The sequence below is a fragment of the Caballeronia sp. AZ10_KS36 genome, from assembly GCF_023631105.1.
In the GTDB taxonomy this organism is placed as follows: Bacteria; Pseudomonadota; Gammaproteobacteria; order Burkholderiales; family Burkholderiaceae; genus Caballeronia.
In genome coordinates, this window is record NZ_JALQDQ010000039.1 from 79211 (window position 1) to 99364 (window position 20154).

At 63.8% G+C, this 20154-nt stretch carries 16 protein-coding genes; 9 read left to right on the top strand and 7 right to left on the bottom strand.

Annotated features, from left to right (window positions below):
• Nucleotides 1–25: 25 nt before the first annotated feature.
• The 7 genes from tssL to tssH all read right to left on the bottom strand — a co-directional run bounded on the left by tssL (nt 26) and on the right by tssH (nt 8849).
• Entirely contained in the window at nt 26–1339 is a 1314-nt protein-coding gene (tssL, locus tag NCR35_RS25390) for a type VI secretion system protein TssL, long form (RefSeq protein ID WP_350029230.1), read from the bottom strand.
• Nucleotides 1340–1412: 73 nt separating this feature from the next.
• Complete coding sequence (gene tssK / locus NCR35_RS25395) at nt 1413–2759, bottom strand: type VI secretion system baseplate subunit TssK (RefSeq protein ID WP_250536685.1); 1347 nt, start codon at nt 2757–2759, stop codon at nt 1413–1415.
• A 16-nt stretch (nt 2760–2775) separates the two neighbouring features.
• Nucleotides 2776–3300 carry a type VI secretion system lipoprotein TssJ gene (gene tssJ, locus NCR35_RS25400; RefSeq protein ID WP_250536708.1) on the bottom strand — a complete coding sequence of 175 codons (525 nt, stop codon included), beginning with the start codon at nt 3298–3300 and terminating at the stop codon, nt 2776–2778.
• A gap of 86 nt (nt 3301–3386) precedes the next feature.
• The gene (locus NCR35_RS25405; protein ID WP_250536686.1) at nt 3387–3869 is read right to left on the bottom strand and encodes an Hcp family type VI secretion system effector; all 483 of its coding nucleotides are present in this window, start codon (nt 3867–3869) and stop codon (nt 3387–3389) included.
• 135 nt (nt 3870–4004) lie between these two features.
• Nucleotides 4005–5498, bottom strand: a complete 1494-nt coding sequence (gene tssC, locus NCR35_RS25410; RefSeq protein WP_250536687.1) for a type VI secretion system contractile sheath large subunit — start codon at nt 5496–5498, stop codon at nt 4005–4007.
• Nucleotides 5499–5558: 60 nt separating this feature from the next.
• Entirely contained in the window at nt 5559–6110 is a 552-nt protein-coding gene (gene tssB / locus NCR35_RS25415; RefSeq protein ID WP_250536688.1) for a type VI secretion system contractile sheath small subunit, read from the bottom strand.
• A 36-nt stretch (nt 6111–6146) separates the two neighbouring features.
• Nucleotides 6147–8849 (bottom strand): type VI secretion system ATPase TssH, encoded by a 2703-nt coding sequence (tssH, locus tag NCR35_RS25420; RefSeq protein ID WP_250536689.1) that lies wholly within the window; start codon nt 8847–8849, stop codon nt 6147–6149.
• Nucleotides 8850–9326: 477 nt separating this feature from the next.
• Between tssH and NCR35_RS25425 the strand changes: the two genes are divergently transcribed.
• The 9 genes from NCR35_RS25425 (at nt 9327) to tssF (NCR35_RS25465) (ending at nt 20147) form a co-directional block, all read left to right on the top strand.
• A complete protein-coding gene (locus NCR35_RS25425) occupies nt 9327–10007 on the top strand; it encodes a TagK domain-containing protein (protein WP_250536690.1) in 681 nt (226 codons plus the stop codon).
• Complete coding sequence (locus tag NCR35_RS25430) at nt 10004–10870, top strand: type VI secretion system accessory protein TagJ (protein WP_250536691.1); 867 nt, start codon at nt 10004–10006, stop codon at nt 10868–10870. Before NCR35_RS25425 ends, NCR35_RS25430 begins: the two co-directional genes overlap by 4 nt.
• Entirely contained in the window at nt 10867–11415 is a 549-nt protein-coding gene (gene tssE / locus NCR35_RS25435; protein ID WP_250536692.1) for a type VI secretion system baseplate subunit TssE, read from the top strand. The genes NCR35_RS25430 and tssE overlap by 4 nt, the downstream gene beginning before the upstream one ends.
• Before the next feature lie 30 nt (nt 11416–11445).
• Nucleotides 11446–13341: a type VI secretion system baseplate subunit TssF gene (gene tssF, locus NCR35_RS25440; RefSeq protein ID WP_250536693.1), complete on the top strand. Its 1896-nt coding sequence runs from the start codon at nt 11446–11448 to the stop codon at nt 13339–13341.
• Complete coding sequence (tssG, locus tag NCR35_RS25445; protein WP_250536694.1) at nt 13341–14393, top strand: type VI secretion system baseplate subunit TssG; 1053 nt, start codon at nt 13341–13343, stop codon at nt 14391–14393. Before tssF (NCR35_RS25440) ends, tssG begins: the two co-directional genes overlap by 1 nt.
• Before the next feature lie 37 nt (nt 14394–14430).
• On the top strand, nt 14431–15528 hold the full coding sequence (tssA, locus tag NCR35_RS25450) for a type VI secretion system protein TssA (RefSeq protein WP_250536695.1): 1098 nt from the start codon (nt 14431–14433) through the stop codon (nt 15526–15528).
• A gap of 419 nt (nt 15529–15947) precedes the next feature.
• Nucleotides 15948–16118, top strand: a complete 171-nt coding sequence (locus NCR35_RS25455; protein WP_250536696.1) for a hypothetical protein — start codon at nt 15948–15950, stop codon at nt 16116–16118.
• A 124-nt stretch (nt 16119–16242) separates the two neighbouring features.
• The gene (locus NCR35_RS25460) at nt 16243–17475 is read left to right on the top strand and encodes a YihY/virulence factor BrkB family protein (protein ID WP_250536697.1); all 1233 of its coding nucleotides are present in this window, start codon (nt 16243–16245) and stop codon (nt 17473–17475) included.
• A gap of 758 nt (nt 17476–18233) precedes the next feature.
• Nucleotides 18234–20147: a type VI secretion system baseplate subunit TssF gene (gene tssF / locus NCR35_RS25465; RefSeq protein WP_250536698.1), complete on the top strand. Its 1914-nt coding sequence runs from the start codon at nt 18234–18236 to the stop codon at nt 20145–20147.
• Nucleotides 20148–20154: the final 7 nt, after the last annotated feature.

Consider the following 20154-nt stretch of genomic DNA (forward strand, 5'->3'; position numbering starts at 1 on the left):
TTTCTTTCCGGATGGCATGAGACGGCTAGGGCGTGACCGTGATGGCAACACGGCGGTTCAGCGCGCGGCCCTGCGCAGTGGCGTTGTCGCCGACAGGGTCGGCTTCGCCCTTGCCGATCGCTTCGAGGCGCGAAGCGGGAACGCCTGCCGTTTGCAGCGTCTGCATGACCTGCGTGGCGCGTTCGAGCGAGAGCGCATCGTTGGACGTGAATTGCTTGCTCTTGATCGGAATGTTGTCGGTGTAACCGGCGACGACGACCTTGCCGGGCACTTTCATCAACTCGTTGGCGATCTTGTTGAGAAGCGGCCCGATCGACGCTTTCACCGCGACGCCGCCGGGCGCGAACATCGCATCGCCCTTGAAGGTGACGGCGCTGTGACGCGCGTCTTCGTCAACGCTCACGGTGCCCGCCGCAATCTCGCTGGCGAGCAGTTCCTTCAGATGCGGCAGACGGGGCGCGGGCGGCGGCGTCATGCGGCCGATATCGACGATCTGCTTTTCGAGCGTCGTCGTCTGGTCAAGCAAGTGATACTTGAACCACCCAAAGAGTCCGAGCAGCACGACGCCCAACACCGCGAACGTGATCCACGCGGGAAAGTCGTACACCGACATGCGGCGGCCCTTCGCGTCGGAGGCGACGTGCGGCGACAGCGCCATCGGCACGATGCCGCGCTGCGTCTGGATTTCGTTGTACAGCCGCTTGCGCACGGCGTCGTGCTTGCGCGCGCCGTCCGCTTCATGGCGATAGCGGCCCATGAAGCCGAGACTGAGCACTCGATAGATGACTTCTAGCAGATCGATATGCTCCTGCGGCTCGGTCATCAGCCGGCCGATCAGGAGATAGATCTTGTCGCCTCCGTGGCGGTCTTCGTGGAACTCGGTCGCGAGACCCGTTGCGATCCAGCGCACGCCGGTTTCGCGCTTGCCCCAACGGGTTTGCATCGCGGCGTCATCGAGCGCCGTGCACAGGCAATAGCGCGCACCGATCATGTGGTCGCGCCGGATATTGGCTTGCTCGCACAGGCGCTGGAAGATGCGCACTTCCTGCTTGAGCAGCAGATGCAACTGGTCGATGCCCTGAAGATCGAGATCGTTCGGCATGTCGGCGAGCGCGCGCAGCAGCACGCGGGCGGCTTCGAGCAAAGGGTTTTTTGCCCCTTCCATAGCGCGTAGCCGGGTGACCGGCGGCTCGCCCGGCGGAATGCTGGCGAGCAGCGTGACCGTCTGTTCGTTCAATGCGGCAGCGGTGTTGCCGGCATCATACGTGCCGGTGGACGACAAGCCGTCGCGTGGCGGCAGCCCTGTCCCGTGGCTAGGGTATCCCGCTTGCGGATTCACTCTCTTCCCCTGAATTCATGATGGCCGGGCGCGGCTAGATGCTTACGCGCCCGGTTGTTGCGAACGACGCGCCTTAGCCGCGCACGCCCCACAACTCGAGCTTGAGCTGCGGGAAGTCCCCCGCGACGTGCAGCGCGATGCCGCCGTGCTGCGCGACCGTGTCCCATAGCGGTCCCGAGCGCGAGAGCTCGAAATAGACATAGCCCGCGTTGAACGGAATCTGACGCGGCGGCACCGGCAAGCCTTGTAGGTTGATGCCGGGAAGATGCGCGCGCACGAGATCGGGCAGACGCTCGGACGGGCCGACCTTCGCTTGCGTGGCGAACTGGGCGAGCAGGGCGTCGGGCGGCATCGCGGCTGAGACGGCGAGCACGATCGAGCTGAAGCTGCGAATTTCGCTCGGATCGACCACTGCATTGCGCATGCCGTAGCCCGCATCTTCGAACGGAATCGCCTGCGCGCTGCGAACCAGTACGGCGTTAAGGAGCCAATGCGTATCGTCGACCACGGGCCTGAGACAAACGTGCGGCTTGATGTGCTGATACGGCGGGTGGCTCTCGAGCGGCCGGCGCGTGCTGGTGCGCACGTAAGTGGACAGCTCGCCCGCCATGCTGATGAGCAGCGCGTACAGATCGGCGGGCGAGGTGGTCGGCACGCGGCGCATGTGCTGAAGCAGCGGCTCATAGCGGTTGAGCGTTTGCAGCAGCAGATAGTCGGACACTTCAGCGACCGAGCCCGCCTTGCCGTCGCTGCCGGTTAGCCGGCTCGCGAGCGCGTTGGCGCGCAGGCGCGTGAGTTCGTGAATCTTGTTGAGCCAGCTTTCGAGCAGCGTGCTCGCGCCATAGCCGGAGACGGGCGGCACGAGCGTGTCGTCGAGCTGGATGCTGCCATCCGCACGTATCGACATGACCTTGGTGAGCGGCAGCCCGATCCACGCGTCGGTCATTTCTTTTTCCGGCACCAGGCGAAGTCGCAAGTTCGAGAGTTGGACAGTGCGCGCGCCCTGGCCGACCGAGTTCGTATCGCGCAGGTCGGTATCGAAGACGGCGTAGCGCGCGAGCGAATCGGCGGAATCGTCGAACGTAGTTTCCTCGCCGTTGGGCACGCGAATCGGCGTCGCCAGGTGAATGACCTGTTCCAGATGCTCCGAGCGGATCGTGAGCGGAGGAGGAGGGGGCGTGCTGCCCGGCGCGTCGAACGGCGTGCCGTCCGCGAACACGCCGCTCGCCGACTTGATGATGACCTTGCCGAGCGCGAGGGCTTCGTTGTCGATGGCGAAGTGGCTGAAGCCGAAGAAAAACGGCGACAGGGGCGCGGCGCGCTTATGGGCGAACTGCTCCAGATAGCGTTCCTGCTGTTGGAAGAGTTGCGGGCGCAGGAACAGTCCTTCGCTCCAGGTGACCTTGTTGTACCAGCTCATATGAGTGAGTCCTTACCTATTTTTTCTGTTGTTCGGCTTGTTCGTCGACGATCCTGATTGCGTTTGCGTCGAGGTTGATCGTCAGCTTGAGTTTCGGCGAGAAGATGCGATACCACGCGGCGCTCGGCGCGGCGGGAAGCGGCCATACGGCACGCCACACCGAGTTCGGCAGATCCCGGTAAGCGGCGATGACGCCGAGCATCGTGGTGGCCTGTTGCGCATCGCGCTTGATCGTCTTGGTGTCGCCCGGACGCATCTGGAACTGATCGCGGCTCACGAGGTCGTCGGCGAGCGCGGTCTTGTCCTTGTCCTGCAGGGAGAAAAAGTCCGCTTCGTTGAAGGCGGAGGCGTCCTTCAGTTCGTAGATGCGTACGATAATCGGCGCGGCACGCTTCTGATCGTCGGGATTGACACCCGACGCTGCCTTCAGCGTCAGCGTCATCTTGACGGGTTCGTGCGGTGGAGCGGGGTCGCTGCTCGCGCACGCGGCGAGTCCCAGCGTGCAGATCAATGCAACGAGGACGGATTTGAACGGGCGCATCAGAGAAGAAACAGGTGAGGATTCAGGCATCGAAGGGGCCCGGCGCGCGAGACAACGCGCACCGGGCCCGGCTACGTCAGGAGGCTTTACGCTTCCTTGTTGAGCTTGATGTCGTAGCCTGCGGTTACGGCGCCGCCGCTACCGCCCTGTGCGTTCTGCACCACGTATTCCTGCTTCACCTTGGCGAATGACAGGCGCACGCCTTCGGTAATGCCGCTGTCGGTGTTGCTGCCCGAGGGCGCGACACGCGTGACGATCACGTCGTTCATCGTGATCTTCAGGTATTCCAGCGGATTGCCGCCGGCCTTGCGGACCGTCAGAACGGCCTGATCGATGTGCTTGCCCGTCAGGCAGTACTTCATCAGGTTCGGGCTTGCGCGGTCGACCAGATGCACGAAGGTCAGGTCTTCGACGGTCGCCTTCCCCGCGCCGCCGCCCGAACCCATGTGCATGTTCGACTGCTGGGAGATTTCCCAGCCCCAGCTCTTCACTTCGATCTCGTTCTTGTGAGCGGAATCTTGCGATTCGCCGTCAATTCCGTTGATCTTGATAAAGATGTCCTGTGCCATCTTGCTACTCCTTGTTATTGAAACGTACTACTGCTTTCTACGGGCTTCGGAGTCCGTATTTCTTGAATGCTTCGAGTACCGATCGCGGGCGGCTGCCAGCGGATGTCGGAGCGGGCTACACTCGCTTCATACCGCTCAGGCTGCGTCCTTCACGGACGGCAGGCGAGCGACGAGGCGCAGCGACACGGTCAGGCCTTCGAGCTGGAAGTGCGGACGCAGGAAGAACTTGGCCTGGTAGTAGCCGGGGTTGCCTTCCACTTCCTCGACGACCACTTCGGCGGCTGCCAGCGGACGGCGCGCCTTCGTCTCTTGCGACGAGTTCGCCGGGTCGGCATCGACGTAATTCATGATCCATTCGTTCAGCCAGCGCTGCATGTCCTCGCGCTCGCGGAACGTGCCGATCTTGTCGCGCACGATGCACTTGAGGTAATGCGCGAAACGCGAGCAGGCGAAGAGATACGGCAGCCGTGCGGACAGGTTCGCGTTGGCCGTCGCGTCCGGATCGTAGTATTCCGCCGGCTTTTGCAGCGATTGCGCGCCGATGAACGTCGCATGGTCCGTGTTCTTGCGATGCACGAGCGGAATGAAACCGTTCTTCGAGAGTTCCGCTTCACGGCGGTCAGAGATGGCGATTTCAGTCGGGCATTTCATGTCGACGCCGCCGTCGTCGGTCGGGAACGTGTGGCACGGCAGGTTCTCGACCGTTCCGCCCGACTCGACGCCGCGAATCAGCGAGCACCATCCATACAGCTTGAACGAGCGGTTGATGTTCACGCCCATCGCGTACGCCGCGTTGGCCCACGCATAGTTGCGGTGATCCGGGCCGTTCGTGTCTTCTTCGAAGTCGAACTCATCGACAGGATTGGTCTGCGCGCCGTACGGCAGGCGCGACAGGAAGCGCGGCATGGCGAGGCCGATATAACGCGCGTCTTCCGTGTTGCGCAGCGCGTTCCACGGTGCGTACTCCAGATTCTGCGTGAAGATCTTGGTGAGATCGCGGGGATTGGCCAGTTCCTGCCACGATTCCATCTGCAGCACTGAAGGCGATGCCCCGGAGATGAACGGCGTGTGCGCGGCCGCCGCGATTTTCGCGATGGAGCCGAGCAGGTCGACATCGGGCGGCGTGTGATCGAAGTAATAGTCCGCGACCAGGCAGCCATACGGCTCGCCGCCGAGCTGACCGTATTCCTCTTCGTAGATCTGCTTGAAAAGCGGACTCTGATCCCACGCGAGGCCCTTGTAGCGCTTCATCGTGCGACGCAGTTCTTCCTTCGACGCGTCCATGAAGCGAATCTTCATGCGCTCGTCTGTCTCAGTGTTCGAGACGAGGTGATGCAGGCCGCGCCACGCCGACTCCAGCTTCTGAAAGTCCGTGTGATGCAGGATCAGGTTGATCTGTTGCGACAGCTTGTGATCGATCTGCGCGATGATCGCTTCGATGCTCTTATATGCGTCGTCGCTGATCGTGAGCGACTGCTGCAACGCCTGTTCCGCGAGCGTGCGTACCGCGTGCTCGACCGCTTCCCGTGCCTCGTCGGTTTTGGAGCGGAATTCCTGAGCGAGCAGCAGGGAAAAATCGCTGGTCGTTTCGGTGGCCGCCACTGCGGCCTGTGCCATCTGTTTTGCCATCGTGAACCTTGTACGTGCTGTTTATTCGCTGTGCGTGTCGGGCTTGGTCGCGCCTGTCCGTTACTGCGCGGTCTGATCCGCTTCGGACTTGCGTGCGCCGGAGTCCGGCTGCGGCTTCGGTTCGGCTGCCAGCGACTTGAGAAGCGCCGGGTCGGCCAGCAGCTTGTTGATGAGCGACTCGGCGCCCGACTTGCCGTCCATGTACGTTTGCAGGTTGGCGAGTTGCGTGCGTGCGTCCAGCAGCCGGCGCAGCGGCTCGACCTTGCTCGCGACCTTCGCCGGCGAGAAGTCTTCGATGCTTTCGAACGTCATGTCGACGAGCAACTGGCCTTCGCCCGTCAGCGTGTTGGCCACCGAGAACGCGACGCGCGGCTTGATCGCCTTCATGCGCTCGTCGAAGTTGTCGATGTCGATATCGAGAAAGCGGCGGTCCGCGACGGGCGGCAGCGGTTCGACAGGCTTGCCCGACAGATCGGCGAGCACGCCCATCACGAAGGGCAGCTCGACCTTTTTCTCCGAGCCGTAAATTTCGACGTCATATTCGATCTGCACACGGGGCGCACGATTTCTCGCGATGAACTTCTGTGAGCTGTTTGAGTTTGATGCGGACATGCATGACTCCGTAAACGTGAGGAGGATCGGCAGAACTCAGCTGCTCTGACCGACGGGGAACGTGACCGAGGACGACGCGCTTTCGAAGACGATCGCGGAAGCGGGCCCGGCGCTCATGTCGGCGACGTCGACGCGAATGCTCGCGAGCGAGCGCTGCGAGGAGAAGGCGTCGAGCCAGAGCGCGGCGAGCACGGGCAGCACATGCTGCTCGATGAAGCCGATGAGCACGCGCGCACCGGTCTCCTGCACGAGGCAGTGAGCGACGATGTATTCGACGACACGCTCGCTGTATTCGAGCGTGATCTCGTGGCGCTCGGCCATGCGTCGCACGACACGGTTCAGATGCAGCCGCACGATGCTCGCGAGCGACTCCTGCGCAAGCGGCCGGTACGGCACGAGCGAGACGCGGCCGAGGAACGCAGCGGGAAAGACCTTGAGTAGCTCGGGCGCGAGCGCGGCGCAGAGCGCGCTGTGATCGGGGGCAAGCGCCGGGTCGGCGCAAAGGCTCGCCAAGAGTTCCGAGCCGGCATTGCTCGTCAGCAGGATGGTGGTATTGCGGAAGTCGATATAGCGGCCGTCCCCGTCTTCCATGTAGCCCTTGTCGAAGACCTGGAAGAACACCTCGTGCACGTCGCGATGCGCCTTTTCGATTTCATCGAGCAGCACGACGGAGTAGGGCCGGCGACGCACCGCCTCCGTCAGCACGCCGCCCTCGCCGTAACCGACGTAACCTGGCGGCGCACCCTTCAGTCCGGATACCGTGTGCGCCTCCTGATACTCGCTCATGTTGATGGTGATGAGATTCTGTTCGCCGCCGTAGAGCGCCTCGGCGAGCGCAAGCGCGGTCTCCGTCTTGCCGACGCCCGACGGCCCAGCGAGCAGGAAGACCCCGAGCGGCTTCTTCGGATCGGTGAGGCCGGCGCGCGCCGTCTGCACGCGCTGACAGATGGCCTGCAAGGCATCCCCCTGCCCGATGACCCGCGCCGCAAGCGTTTGCGGCAACGTGCGCACGGCGGCGACTTCGTCCTTCACCATGCGGCCGACGGGAATGCCGGTCCAGTCAGAGACGATCTCCGCGACGATGGCTTCGTCCACTTCCGGGAAGACGAGCGGCGACTCGCCCTGAAGCTCGCGTAGTTCGTCTTCGAGGCGGCGCAGGTCCGCGACGGACGGCGCGGCTGTCTGATCCTCGGCGCCGGCTGTGTTGCATGCGGCATCGCGCGCGGCGGCGAGCGCTTGCGCGGCGCGCAACTGGTTCTGCCAGCGCGCGTCGATGATCGATTCTTCGGCGCTGAATTGACCGATGCGCGCCTGCGCAGCCGTCAGCGCCTTGTCTGCGTCGATGCCGATGCGCGCCTCCTGTTCGAGCAAGCCGAGCTCGACCTGGGCCGCCTGCACGCGTTGGCGAATCTCCTGCAACTCGCGCGGCGCCGCATGCTGCGAGAGCGCGACGCGTGCACATGCGGTGTCGAGCAGACTGATCGCCTTGTCCGGCAACTGCCGTGACGGAATGTAGCGATGCGACAGCAGCACTGCTGCGCGGATGGCTTCATCGCGAACGATCACGCCATGATGCCGCGAAAACGCCGCCGCGAGCCCGCGCACCATGTTGATGGCGGCGTCTTCGGCCGGCTCCGGCACCTGCAACACCTGGAAGCGACGGGTGAGCGCGGGGTCCTTTTCGATGTGCCGCTTGTATTCGGACCACGTCGTCGCGCCGATCATGCGGACCGCGCCGCGCGCGAGCGCAGGCTTGAGCAGATTCGCGGCGTCGCCGGTGCCGGCCTGACCGCCTGCGCCCACGAGCGTATGGATCTCGTCGACGAACAGGATGACGGGCGCGGGCGACTTCACCGCCGCTTCCAGCACGCCTTTCAGACGCGCCTCGAACTCGCCCTTCATGCTCGCCCCCGCGAGCAGCGCGCCGACATCGAGCGTCATCAGGCGGACTTCGGCGAGCGATGGCGGAACGTCGCGGCTCGCGATGGCGAGGGCGAGCCCCTCCACCACCGCGGTTTTGCCGACGCCGGCTTCCCCGGTGAGCAGCGGATTATTCTGGCGACGGCGCAGCAAGACGTCGATCATCGTGCGAATTTCCTGCTCGCGTCCGACGACCGGATCGATTTCGCCAGCGCGGGCGCGCGCCGTCAGGTCGAGGCAATATTGATCCAGCGGCGAGCCGCCCGCCGCCCCGCGGATTGCGCCGGAGCTTTCACCCGGCACGGCGGAGGAGAAATCGCTATTGTCGTATGGCGCGTCGTCGCCTTCCGGCGAACCGCTGACCCAGGCGGTCAGTGTGTCGCCGGACACGTCGACGGGAATGCGCGCGAGCGTCGACGACACCGAAAGCAGCACGCGGCGAAGCTCCGGCGCGCCTGCGAGGGCGGCAATCAGCCACGCCCCGCGCACACGGCGGTCGCCATGTTCGAGGGTGGCGAGCACCCAGGCGCGTTCGATGGCAAGTTCGATGTAGTGCGAAAAATCGCTGATGGAGCTGGCACCCGAAGGCAACGCGTTCAGGGCCCGGGCGACGTCGCGCTCGAGCACGTCGAGTTCGATGCCTGCGTGACGAACGATGCGGTGCAGGTCGCTATCGGGAAGCTGCAGCAGCTGATGCAGCCAATGAACGAGCTCCACATACGGATTGCCGCGGAGCTTGCAGAAGGTCGTTGCTGATTCAATGCTTCGGAACAGAGTAGCTCCGAGCTTTCCAAATAAAGCCTGGCGGGAAACGGTCATTGTTTTTCTTTGATGTTCGGACGCCGTAATAAAGCCTGCGGCATCCATGCTTTCTTCTTTGTCTTTTTATGCGACCGTGCGGAATGCATGTTTGCCTCGGTATTCGCCGGTCGCGTCGAACCGCTGCGATTATCCATGCCAAGGCGCGTTCGTCAACGCTGCACGATTGTGAGAGACTTATCTTAACCGTGCGATTCTTCGATTGCTTCACGTTGCACGACAGCTTCCGTTTTCAGCTTCGACAGAAGTTTCAATGACTTATACGAAATAACGGTGTACTGAGCATATGAGTCTATTGGCGATTGCGACATTTTGAACGTTCAATGCATCGATCGTAGAAATTGGTGCTAGTCCGTTATCTCAAATTAATTCGTATGGACACCTTGGTTTGACCGTGGTCTAATCCGGCTCCGTCCCGTTCTTGGAAAGCTGCTTCGCAGTCGCATGGAAGTATTCGGATTGTGAATTGAAGATGCGATGAGACTTGCCAGACTTTTTCGCACCGCGCCGTCGAATATGCGCGACATGGAACCGCAGGGTCAGCCGGTTTCGACCGCAAGCTTGGGCATGAGGCAACCAGCAGAGCCGCATTTACACGCCGGTGAATCTCGTGCGCCGTCGCCATATGGAGAGAATCCTGTTCTCGATCTGCTAGGCGGCGCAGCCGACTCGAGTTCCGCGCGCTTCATCGTCAAAGCTGCGGACGAGACAGGAAGCAGCGCGGGCGACCGCCTGATGGGTTCGCTGTACGAGCAATATTGCCAGGCGCTGGACTCACCGATCGCATCGCTCGCCGATGCCTGGGTCGATGCGGCGAGTAGCGACGAGATGCCGCTGGGCGATCAGGAGCTTGTGTCGCACCGCTGGCGCGACGATGCCGTCGGCCCGGTTGCCGCCATCCTGGGCGACATCTCCAACCTCGAACAAGCCTTCGGCTCGATGCATCACATCGGGTCCCACCACGCCGCGGCCAGCGTGGAGGAAGTCCCCGAAGTGCTGCGTCTCTTCGCTCCGCCCGAATATCACGCGGCATCCGCACGCAGGCCAAGCCCGATTTTGCCGTCGCTTGTGCGCCGAGAACATCACACGCTCGCCATCGACAGCCCCGTGCGGCCACTCAACACCCCTCACGAACACGAACAAAAAGAGACCCTATGAGTGCAGACATGCCGAACCTGATGGATGCCAAGACCGGCTCCATCGCCACTGACGAAGCGATCGCCAGCCTTGTCGGTGTCATTCGCAAAGAACCGGCTGTCGCTGCGCATCGGTGGTCGCTTTTCCAATGCTTCTGCCTAACTGGCGAGTGGGAGAGGGCGATGCAGCAGTTGCAGGTCTACGGGCAACTCGACCGTTCGGCAGAACGCGTGGTGCAGACATTCCGCGATCTGGTTCGCGCTGAACGCTGGCGCGAGCGAGTCATGGCCGGCACGCAGCAACCGGCCTTCGTCTATGACGACGCACCAGAATGGATGCGCTCGCTGATCGCCGCACTCGGCCTCGCCGCCGAGGGCCGTTTAGATGCCGCTGACCGGGCGCGCGAGGCGGCGCTCGATGCTGCGCCGCTCGTCGCCGGCCGCGCGGCGGGGGAAACCTTCCAGTGGATCGGGGACAGTGACTCGCGCCTGGGTCCGGTCTGCGAGTTCATCGGCGCGGGCAGCTATCGCTGGATTGCGTTGTCGGATATCGAGCGCTGGCGGGTGCGTGAGCCGTCTTCGCTCATCGACCTCGTCTGGACGCCGTGCACGCTCACGCTGGTCGACGGTGCAACGCTGCACGGCTTCGTTCCCGCGCGCTATCCGTTGCCGTCCGATGGCGCTCACGCAACCCGCGAGGCGCTTTTAACCGGGCGTGAGACGGTGTGGGAAGAAATCGGGCGCACGGGCGTGATCGGGCGTGGCCGCAAGACATGGGCGACGGATGCCGGCGACTTCAGCGTGTTCGAGCTCTCGGAATGCGCATTCGGGCAGGCCGCCATGCACGGCGGAGAGCCGCTTGCAAGTGAGGGCTCCAGCCAGTGAAGAACACGCTACGCCATGGCCTCGGCGCGCCAGCAGCGGCACCGAGACGGGCCGATTCACACCTGATGCCGACGCTGCTCGACCGCCTGCGCGACGACGCGCCGCAGCGCCAGAACGAAGCGCCTGGCGAATACACCGTGACGCGGTCGCAGATGCGCGACATCATCCAGCGCGATCTCGCCTACCTGCTCAACGCCATCAGTATCGAAGATCAGATCGACCGGACCCGATATCCCGAAGCTGCCGCCTCAACGGTGAACTTCGGCGTGCCGCCGCTGGCAGGCGCTTTCGTCGCTTCTCACCGCTGGCCGGACGTCGAGGCGAAGATCAAGCGCGCGATCGAGGACTTCGAGCCACGCCTCCTGCGTGACTCCCTGTCGATCGTGCCTCTGTCCGGCGTCGACAATAACGGACGCTACAACAATCTCGCGTTCGAGATCCGCGGCATGATCCGCATGGACCCGTATCCGCTCGAGTTCATGGTTCAGAGCTCGCTGGACCTGGAGACGAGCCGTCTGCACGCCACCGCGCGCCGCGGCGGCTGATACGGCGCCGCCACATAACATAGGCATCGTATGGACCCGAGGCTGCTCGACTACTACAACCAGGAACTGGTCGCCTTGCGCGACCTGGGCGCGGAGTTCGCAAAGGCGCACCCGAAGGTCGCGCACCGGCTCGTGACGCAGCCCGATGAAGCCGTCGACCCTTACGTGGAACGGCTCGTCGAATCGTTCTGCTTCATGGCGGCGCGCATGCAGGTCAAGCTCGATGCGGAATTCCCCCGCTTTGCGGGTCGTCTGCTCGAAGTTATCTACCCTGACTACACCGCGCCGACGCCTTCGATGGCGGTCGCGCAGTTCCATCCGGACGTGCGTTCGGACGAACTGGTGGGAGGCGTCACCATCGCGCGAGGAACGGCGTTAAAAGGACGCGTCGCGCCTGGCGAAGAGACGGCTTGCCAGTTCCGCACGGGTCACGACGTGACGCTCTATCCGCTTGCGATCACGAGCGCCACGCTCGCCGGCGTGCCGCGCGATATCCGTGCGCTCGACCGCTACGTGCCTGAAAACGCGCGCGTGCGCGACGCACTGCGCTTGCGCCTGCGCCTGCGGACGACGAACGGAGCACGGATCGCCCATCTGCGCGGGCTCGATCGGCTCCCGGTTTATCTCACTGGCGATGAACAGGTAGCCTCCCACCTTTTCGAGCTTCTGCATTGCGCGAGCATTGCGACCGTCGTCGGCGCGCCCGGCGATCTCGCGGATGGAACGCGGCCTGTGTCGGTCATCACGTCGGAACCCGTCGCGCACGAAGGACTTCGCACAGACCAGGGCTTGTTGCCGCTCACCTGGTCCAAGTTTCACGGCCACAATCTTCTGCAGGAGTATTTCGCCTGCCCAAGCCGTTTCTTGTTCTTCACGTTGACCGGACTCGAAGACGCGCTGCGCCGCATCGACGGCGAGGAGGTAGAGATCGTCGTGCTGCTGAACCAGTCGAGCGATCGCCTGAACGGCCTCATCGACGCGTCGCGGTTCGCGCTCTTCTGCTCGCCCGTCATCAACCTGTTTCCTTGCCGCACCGATCGCATCGAAGTCACGCACGCGGCGGCCGAATTCCATCTCGTGCCGAGGCGGCTCGCGCCGCTCGACTACGAGGTCTTCGCCGTCGAGTCGCTCGCCGGTCACAAGGGCAATGGTGCAGCCGGACAGGAATTCCGCCCGCTCTATCAAACGCGCAATAGCGACGAAGGCAACTACGGCCGCTACTTCTCGCTGCGTCGCGAGAGCCGCGTGATGTCCGAAGCGGCCCGCCGCAACGGCATGCGCACGCCGTATGTCGGCAGCGAGGTCTATGTGTCGCTCGTGGATCAGCACAACCCGCCGTACGACGAAGACATCCGCTATCTGTCCGTCGACGCGTGGCTGACCAACCGCGACCTGCCGAGCTTTGTTCCGCGCGACGGCACGAACGATCTCTTCGGTGATCTCGATGCACCCGTCGCCAGTATCGGGCTCGTTCGCGCGCCCAGTGCGCCGCGCGCACCATTCGCGGAGCGAGAGAACGCGTGGCGCCTGATCCGGCATTTGAATTTCAATTACCTACCGCTTGAAGAAATCGATCATCGGCCAGGCGGACAGGGCCTGCGCGACATGCTGAGGCTCTTCGTTGCCGCAGACGACAAGATCCACCAGCGTCAGGTCGAAAGCCTGGTGGGTGTCAGGACGACACCGGTCTCGTGCAAGCTGCCGGGAAAAGGGCCGCTCGTGTTCGGGCGAGGCATCGAATGCCAGCTGACCGTCGACGAGGCCGGTTTCTCCGGCGTCAGCCCGTATCTTTTCGGCGTGATACTCGAGCACTATCTGATGCGGCACGTGTCCATCAATACGTTCACGCAGACGGAGCTTCATTCCATGCAACGCGGCCGTTTGATGCGCTGGCCGGTTCGCATGGGTGCGCGTGGAGGCGCCTGATGGAGCGAGCCCCCGTTACCTCAACGTTGCTTGACACGGCGTTCTCTCATCGAACGCTGGAACGGCTGCAGACTGAGCCGTGGCGATATGGCTTCCTCTCTTTGATGCGCCGCATTGGCGCCGCTCGGAACGTCGAGGCCGTCGGCGCGGCGCGTCGGCCGCAGGCGGAGCCGTTTCGTCTGGGGCAGAAGCCCAGCCTGACGTTCGCCCCGCGAGAGGTTGCGAGCGTCGGTGAACGCGACGGACGCCTCTTCGTGCGGCTGTTTGGACTCGGCATGCTGGGACCGAACGGACCACTGCCCATCCACGTAACCGAGATCGCGCGCGAGCGCGAAGAGAGCAGGCGCGACCGCACGCTCGTCGATTTCCTCGATGTCTTTCATCACCGCTACTTCACGCTTCTGTACCAGACATGGGCGTCCGCGCAGTCGACGGCGGGGCTCGACAGGCCAGGACCGGGCAGCGAACGGTTTTCGTTCTACATTGGATGCCTGAGCGGGCAGGACCCGCGCGAGATCGCAACGCGCGCGCTTTCACCGCATGCGCAACTGTCGGCATCGGCGCACAGGGTGCGCGAATCGCGCGATCCCGACGGCCTGCGCATGGCGCTCGAACGCTACTTCGGCGTGCCGGTTGCGATCGACGAATATGTGTTCCACTGGATCGAAATGGCGGCGAGCGAGCGCAGCCGTCTTGGCGCGCCGGGTGCACCGTCCACCATGGGCGAAGGCGCGATACTCGGCGAGCGCGTGCCGGACCGGCAGTACCGTTTCCGAGTCGTCATCGGGCCGCTCGGCATCGACGCGTATCTGCGCTTCACGCCTCGCGGCGCTGACCTGCCGAGACTGGTCGACTGGGTGCGCACGTTCCTCGGCCACGAATTCGACTGGGAACTTGAACTGCGCATTCGGGCGAAGAGCGCTCCGCCTGCCGTCATGGGCGGCCCTCAGCAGTTGGGGTGGTCCGGATGGCTCGGACAATCTCCAGACGACCAGCCGATCACCGGCATGCGCTTCGAGCCCGAACGCTACATGACAGAGCTCGCATCGTGATATGCGAGCCAACAAGAACAACGCAGGAAGCGAGAAGATGAGCAACTCGAACAAGGAAGCCGCCAAAAGGGCCGCCGGCGGCAAGACCGTGCCGGCGACGTCGCACGACTGGATGAGCCCGATCGATCCCGCTGAGCCGTGCGGCGCGGATCTCGAGTACGACCCGGAGTTCGTCGTCCTGTCGTCCCAGGTCGCGGTCCGGCCGGAAGCGCAGTACGGGGATTTCGTCGGCGTTCCCGAACCCATCAACTGGAGCGACGTTGACCGCGATTGCCGGCGCCTCATGATGCGCAGCAAGGATATGCGCCTCGCCGTACTGTTCATGCGCTGCCGCACACGCCTCGCCGGCGCGCAGGGACTCGCGGAAGGACTGGGCTTGTTGGCCGAGTGGCTCGATGCGTTTCCTGAGTCCATCCATCCACGGCAGGGCGCGGACGACGATGAGGACGCCGCCCTCGAAATCCGCATGAACGCATTGCAAGCCCTGACCGATACCGACGGCCTGCTCTCCGATGTGCGGGAGATAGCGCTGACGCGTTCGAGCGCCGTGCGGCTGCAGATGCGCGATGTAGAACGCGCGTTCGCGCATCCGCGCCCGAGCGATGCGCTCGCGCCGGAGTCCGTCACGCGACAGATCGAAGACCTTCGCGTACAACAGCCCGGCATGCTCGCCGGCTTCGACGCGGCGGCACACAGCCTCAAGCGTATCGAAGCGTGGTGCCGCGAACATCTGGACGCGTATCTGCCGGATTTGTCGCCGCTCGCACGCCTGGTCGATCGGGTCGTCACGACGGGCGCGCGAGTCGCTACGATCGCCGTGGAAGAAGCGGCGCCCGAACCGGCCGCAGCCGCTGGCGCTGCTCCCGCTACGGACGCCGCGAGCGAAGAGGGCGCCGCAACTGCGGCTGTCGTCCCGGAACCCGTCCGGACGACGCGCACTGCTACGCCGGACCGGTACGCTGCGCTCGAACTTATTCGCGAAGCGCGGCAGTGGTTCGAGCGGCACGAGCCCAGCAGTCCCATCCCGGTTTTACTGCGTCGCGCGGAGTTGTTCGTCGGGAAGCGGTATGCCGAAGTTGTGAAGGCAATCAGCCCCGACATGCTCGAGCAGTGGGAAAGCGAGAACGGGCAATGATGTCACTCGCAGGTTCACTCGCTCGGTGATCGACGGGCCGCCCGGCGCGGTGTCGCAGTGTCGCGCGGCTTGACGCTGTTCATAAACGGTGCAATGCCATCGGCCCGGAAGTACGAAGATTGCGAGCGGCGGTGATTCACGCATGATTTCTGGGCGATGCCGCTCGCCTTTGCGCCAATTGGTTGATTTCGCGGTCGGTGTCGAGTGCGAGGATCCAAAGAGCGAAAACCGCTGCGTCCGTTCCGGCCTTTTGCACATTTCCCGTGGCAGCGGTGATTTGGGACCGTTGGCATGATGGTTGTTTGCTGTCGTTGCGCGCGCACCGGCGTCGACGGCCCGCGCGTGCCTGACACCGAGCCCGCAGGAACACGAGCATGGCGCTTGCTCACCGATCTGTTATCGACGCCCAAGGAGCCACCATGTCCGATCCCACCGAACCGCAAAACCCCACCCCCGACCAAACCGAAATCGCGAGCGGCACGCCGCCCGCGCGCACGCCGGAGACGTTGCCCGACAACACCGATCTCCAGCCGGACCAGAACCCCGTGCGCGGCACGCCCGACATTTCGAAGCCCGGTGCGGATGGCTGATCCTTCACGCGCTCGCGCGTTTCCGGGCCGCCGATGATCGGCACTCCCGCGTTTTCGCACCCTCGTTCTCCGGCCTGGCATCCGCGATGCTAAAGGCAAGCAGCACGTTCCCAGGAGAATAGCGATGAACAAGACGACAGCGCGGGATTCCACATCCCTCATGAGCCGGGCGATCGCGTGGCCCGTCCGCACTTTCAAGCGCTTCAGCGCCGACCGCTCCGCGCCGATGGCGGCGAGCATCGCGTTCTACTCGGCCTTCTCGCTCGCGCCGACGCTCGTCATGGTAATCGCCGTGGCCGGGCTCGTCTTCGGCGAGGAAGCCGCGCGCGGGCAGATCTTCCATCAGGTGAGCGGCATGCTCGGCAAGGACGCCGCCGCAAGCGTGCAGACCATCGTCGAGCACGCGCACCGCAGCGGCGGAGGCGGCATCGCGGCAGTCATCTCGTTCGTGCTGCTGGCCGTGGGCGCATCCGCGACCTTTTCGTCGCTCAATACGGCGCTTTCCGTCGTATGGCCCGCCGAGGACAAAGAGAAGTCGGGCGTCGCCACGCTCGTCAAGGTGCGGCTGATTTCCTTCGGCCTCGTGATGGGCGTCGCGTTTCTGTTGATCATCTCGCTCGTGCTGGATACGGCGGTGCAGGCGGCCGGCAAATGGGTGTTCGGGGAATCGCCGCTCGTCGTCATCGGCGATATCGCGCAGTTCCTTCTCGGCCTCGTGATTCTGTCCTGCGCGTTCGCCGCGTTGATGAAATACCTCCCCGACGGCCACGTCGCCTGGCGCGATGCTTTCGTGGGCGGCACGATTGCCGCCGTGCTGTTTTCGGTGGGCAAGAAGCTCTTCGCGCTGTATCTGACGCACGCGGGCACGGCCAACGCATTCGGCGCGGCGGGATCGCTTGCCGTGTTGATGATGTGGCTGTACTTCGCCGCCGCCGTGCTGCTGCTCGGCGCGGAAGCCGCGGCCGCGCGAGCGGAAGCGCGCGAGGGCAAGCCGGCGAAGGAGTCGAGTGCAGCCGATCAGCCGGGCGCGCCCGCGATGCCTGCGCCGGGGACAGGCGCGTCGAATCACGGATCTCGCGATGGCGTTCAAGGCGCGCCGCACGCGCCGGTGCTCGCGAGCGCGGCGCACGCGCAGCCGGTCGCGCCCGCGCCGCTGCCGCCTGTTCCGTCTGTTACGCCGTCGGCGTCGGGCAGCACGCGCACGTCGCCGTGGGCGAATGCCGTGGCGAAGGGCGTCGATACGGTGAAGGCCAATCCGATCCGGCTTGCCATCGCGGCCGCGGGCGCGAGTCTCTTTGTATTCACGAAAGGATCCAGCCGGACGCAGGGGCGGCATCATCGGTCGGTGAAGGTGTAGGCGGTGGGAGGGGCGGCCACGGCCGTCCCGAAACGGCGTTCTCGCGCGAAAATGTGCAACGACGGTTCCTGCCTGGCGGTTGCTCAAGCCGGTAGCCGCCGCATGCGGGCTGGAAGAATCGCCCGTTAGTCGACCGCGCCGCCCCGTTTATAACGGCTCAAATAGCACTAGCGGCATCGCTGTCAATGTCGCCACGATTGATGCTTACCGCGAATAGAGCCGCCGGTTGACCGCTATCAGCGTCGATGCATTTTCCAACGGAGCCGGCACATCGTGACATGCGGCCGGTCGCCGAGTGTGTCGGTGACGTCGGCCGGAAGGTGACCTCATGGCGGTTTCGTCGCGGATCAAGACTTAGTACCTGTGGGGTCTATCCGCTGCCGCGTGGGCAAATCACGAAAACTGCGCGCCGCGACGGGAACGCGGTCGGATCCCACAGCGGCGCAGCTGCCCGGGAAATGCTGCGCCTCAGATAACGCCTCCGCGATGACATGCGGCAGAGAGGAATCCTTAGCTCACTGCTGATGCTGCCAAAGTCAATAAAAGACAAGGCATCAGCGCGCGATCGACGTACGCCGATTCATTTAAGAGAATTCGCATATCAGTATTGGGGTCCGACTGGTAATTTGGGCGGCCATTATTTGTGGCGAGCTTGCAATGCCGGTCATCCGTCGGGAACCTGCGCTTCTTTCAGGCGTACGTAAAAAAAGCCAGCCGAATCGCATGCCATCTCGCTCGCCTTTGCTAGGGTGAGTGGCATGGATCCGCGCCTTCTCGACACTTACCTCCGCGAACTACGCTTCATGGAATCGCTGGCGGAGGAGTTCGCCAGCGATCATCCCAAGATAGCCGCGCGCCTCGGCATGGTCGCTGGAAGCATTGCCGACCCTTACGTCAATCGCCTACTCGGAACGTCTGCGTTCGTGAATGCGCGCATGCAGATGCGCTTCGACGACGAGTTTGCGCCGATCACGCAGGCGCTCTTGTCGTCGGTCTATCCCAACTACCTGTCGCCCACGCCTTCCATCGCCGTTGCCCGCCTGTACCCGGGCGGCAAGGCCGCAGGCTTCATGTCCGGGCACACGATTCCACGCGGCGTGGAACTCCCGTCCCTGCGCCTGCCGGTGGGCGAGAAGACAGCCTGCACGTTCCGCACGACGCAAGATGTGTCGCTCTATCCAATTGATCTGGTCGAAGGCAGGCTCACACATGTTCCGCCTGACATCCGGGGGCAGGACCGCTATGTGCCGCCGCATCGGCGGGTGCGTGGCGCATTGCGCCTTCGCCTGCGCACGCTCGAGGGCGTGCCGTGCTGTTCGCTGCAGGGACTTGACCGATTGCAGATTCATCTTGCGGGCGATGAACGCGTCGCGTCTCACCTGCACGAATTGATTCACACCGGGGCGGTAGTCTCGGTCGTCGGTGAGCCGGGACGTTTTGGCGAGGTCGGCTATGTGCCGCATGTGGTTGCGTCGACTCCCGTTACTCAGGATGGGCTTACGGCCGATGAGACGGTGTTGCCGCTCGCGGGGCCAAGCATGCTCGGGCATAACCTCGTTCACGAGTACTTCTCCTGCCCAAGCCGGTTCTACTTCTTTACGCTGACAGGATTGCAGGCGGGGCTTGCGCGCATTAAGGGCAGTGAGGCGGAGATCGTCGTACTGCTGGACCGCGCCACGAGCGCGCTGGCCGAACGCGTGAATGCGTCGATGTTCGCTCTGTTTTGCGCGCCCGTCGTCAATCTCTTCAAGACGCGTACGGCGGCCGTGCGCACGGAAGACGTCGGACGCGTGCTCCATCTCACGCCGTTTGACAAGCCGACACTCGATCACGAAGTGCATTCCGTCGACATGGCCATCGGTCAGGTCAGCCAGGAAGAAGGGTCCGAGGAACTGCCGTTCTATCCGCTGCATGCCGCCTTGTTACACGATGAAGAAGGCCCCGGACGATACTTCACAGTGCGCCGCGAGCAGCGCTTGTCCAAAGCCAAGGGGCGCTCGTACGGCACGCGCGCGCCGTACGTCAGCACCGAGTCTTACCTGTCGCTGGTGGGGCGGGATGGACTGCCCTACGCGCCGGCCGAAGATGAAAAGCGGATCAATTATTTGTCCTTCGACGTGTGGCTCACCAACCGCGACCTGCCGGGTCTTCTCGACTGCAACGGCGTAAGCGATTTGAAGCTGCCCGGTTCAGCGCCACTCGCAAGCGTGGGGCTCGTGCGTGCGCCGAGCCGCTCGAGGCCGCCGCTCGGCATCGGAATGAAAGCGTGGCAATTGATCGCGCAACTCGCGATCGAACATGCTGTCTTCGATGACCGCTACCGCGAGCCGAATCCCGGCGAGGGCTTGCGAAGCTTGTTGCGCCTCTATCTGTCGGCCGATATGCCTGCGTTGCGGCGGCAGGTGGATAGCCTGTCGTCCGCGACGCTTACGCCGGTCAATTGCGTCGTGCCTCATGCGGTTCCCCCGATGGTGCGCGCGCTCGAATGTGCCGTGACTTTCGACGAAGATGGCTTCGAAGGCACGAGTCCTTATGCGCTAGGGCTTGTCTTAGAACAGTACCTCGCACGCCACGCTTCGGGGCACTCATACACCAAGACTTTGCTGCTTTCTAAACAACGTGGACGTATCGCCGAGTGGTGGCCTCGGCCGGGTACTCGCAGCATCGCCTAATTTGCAG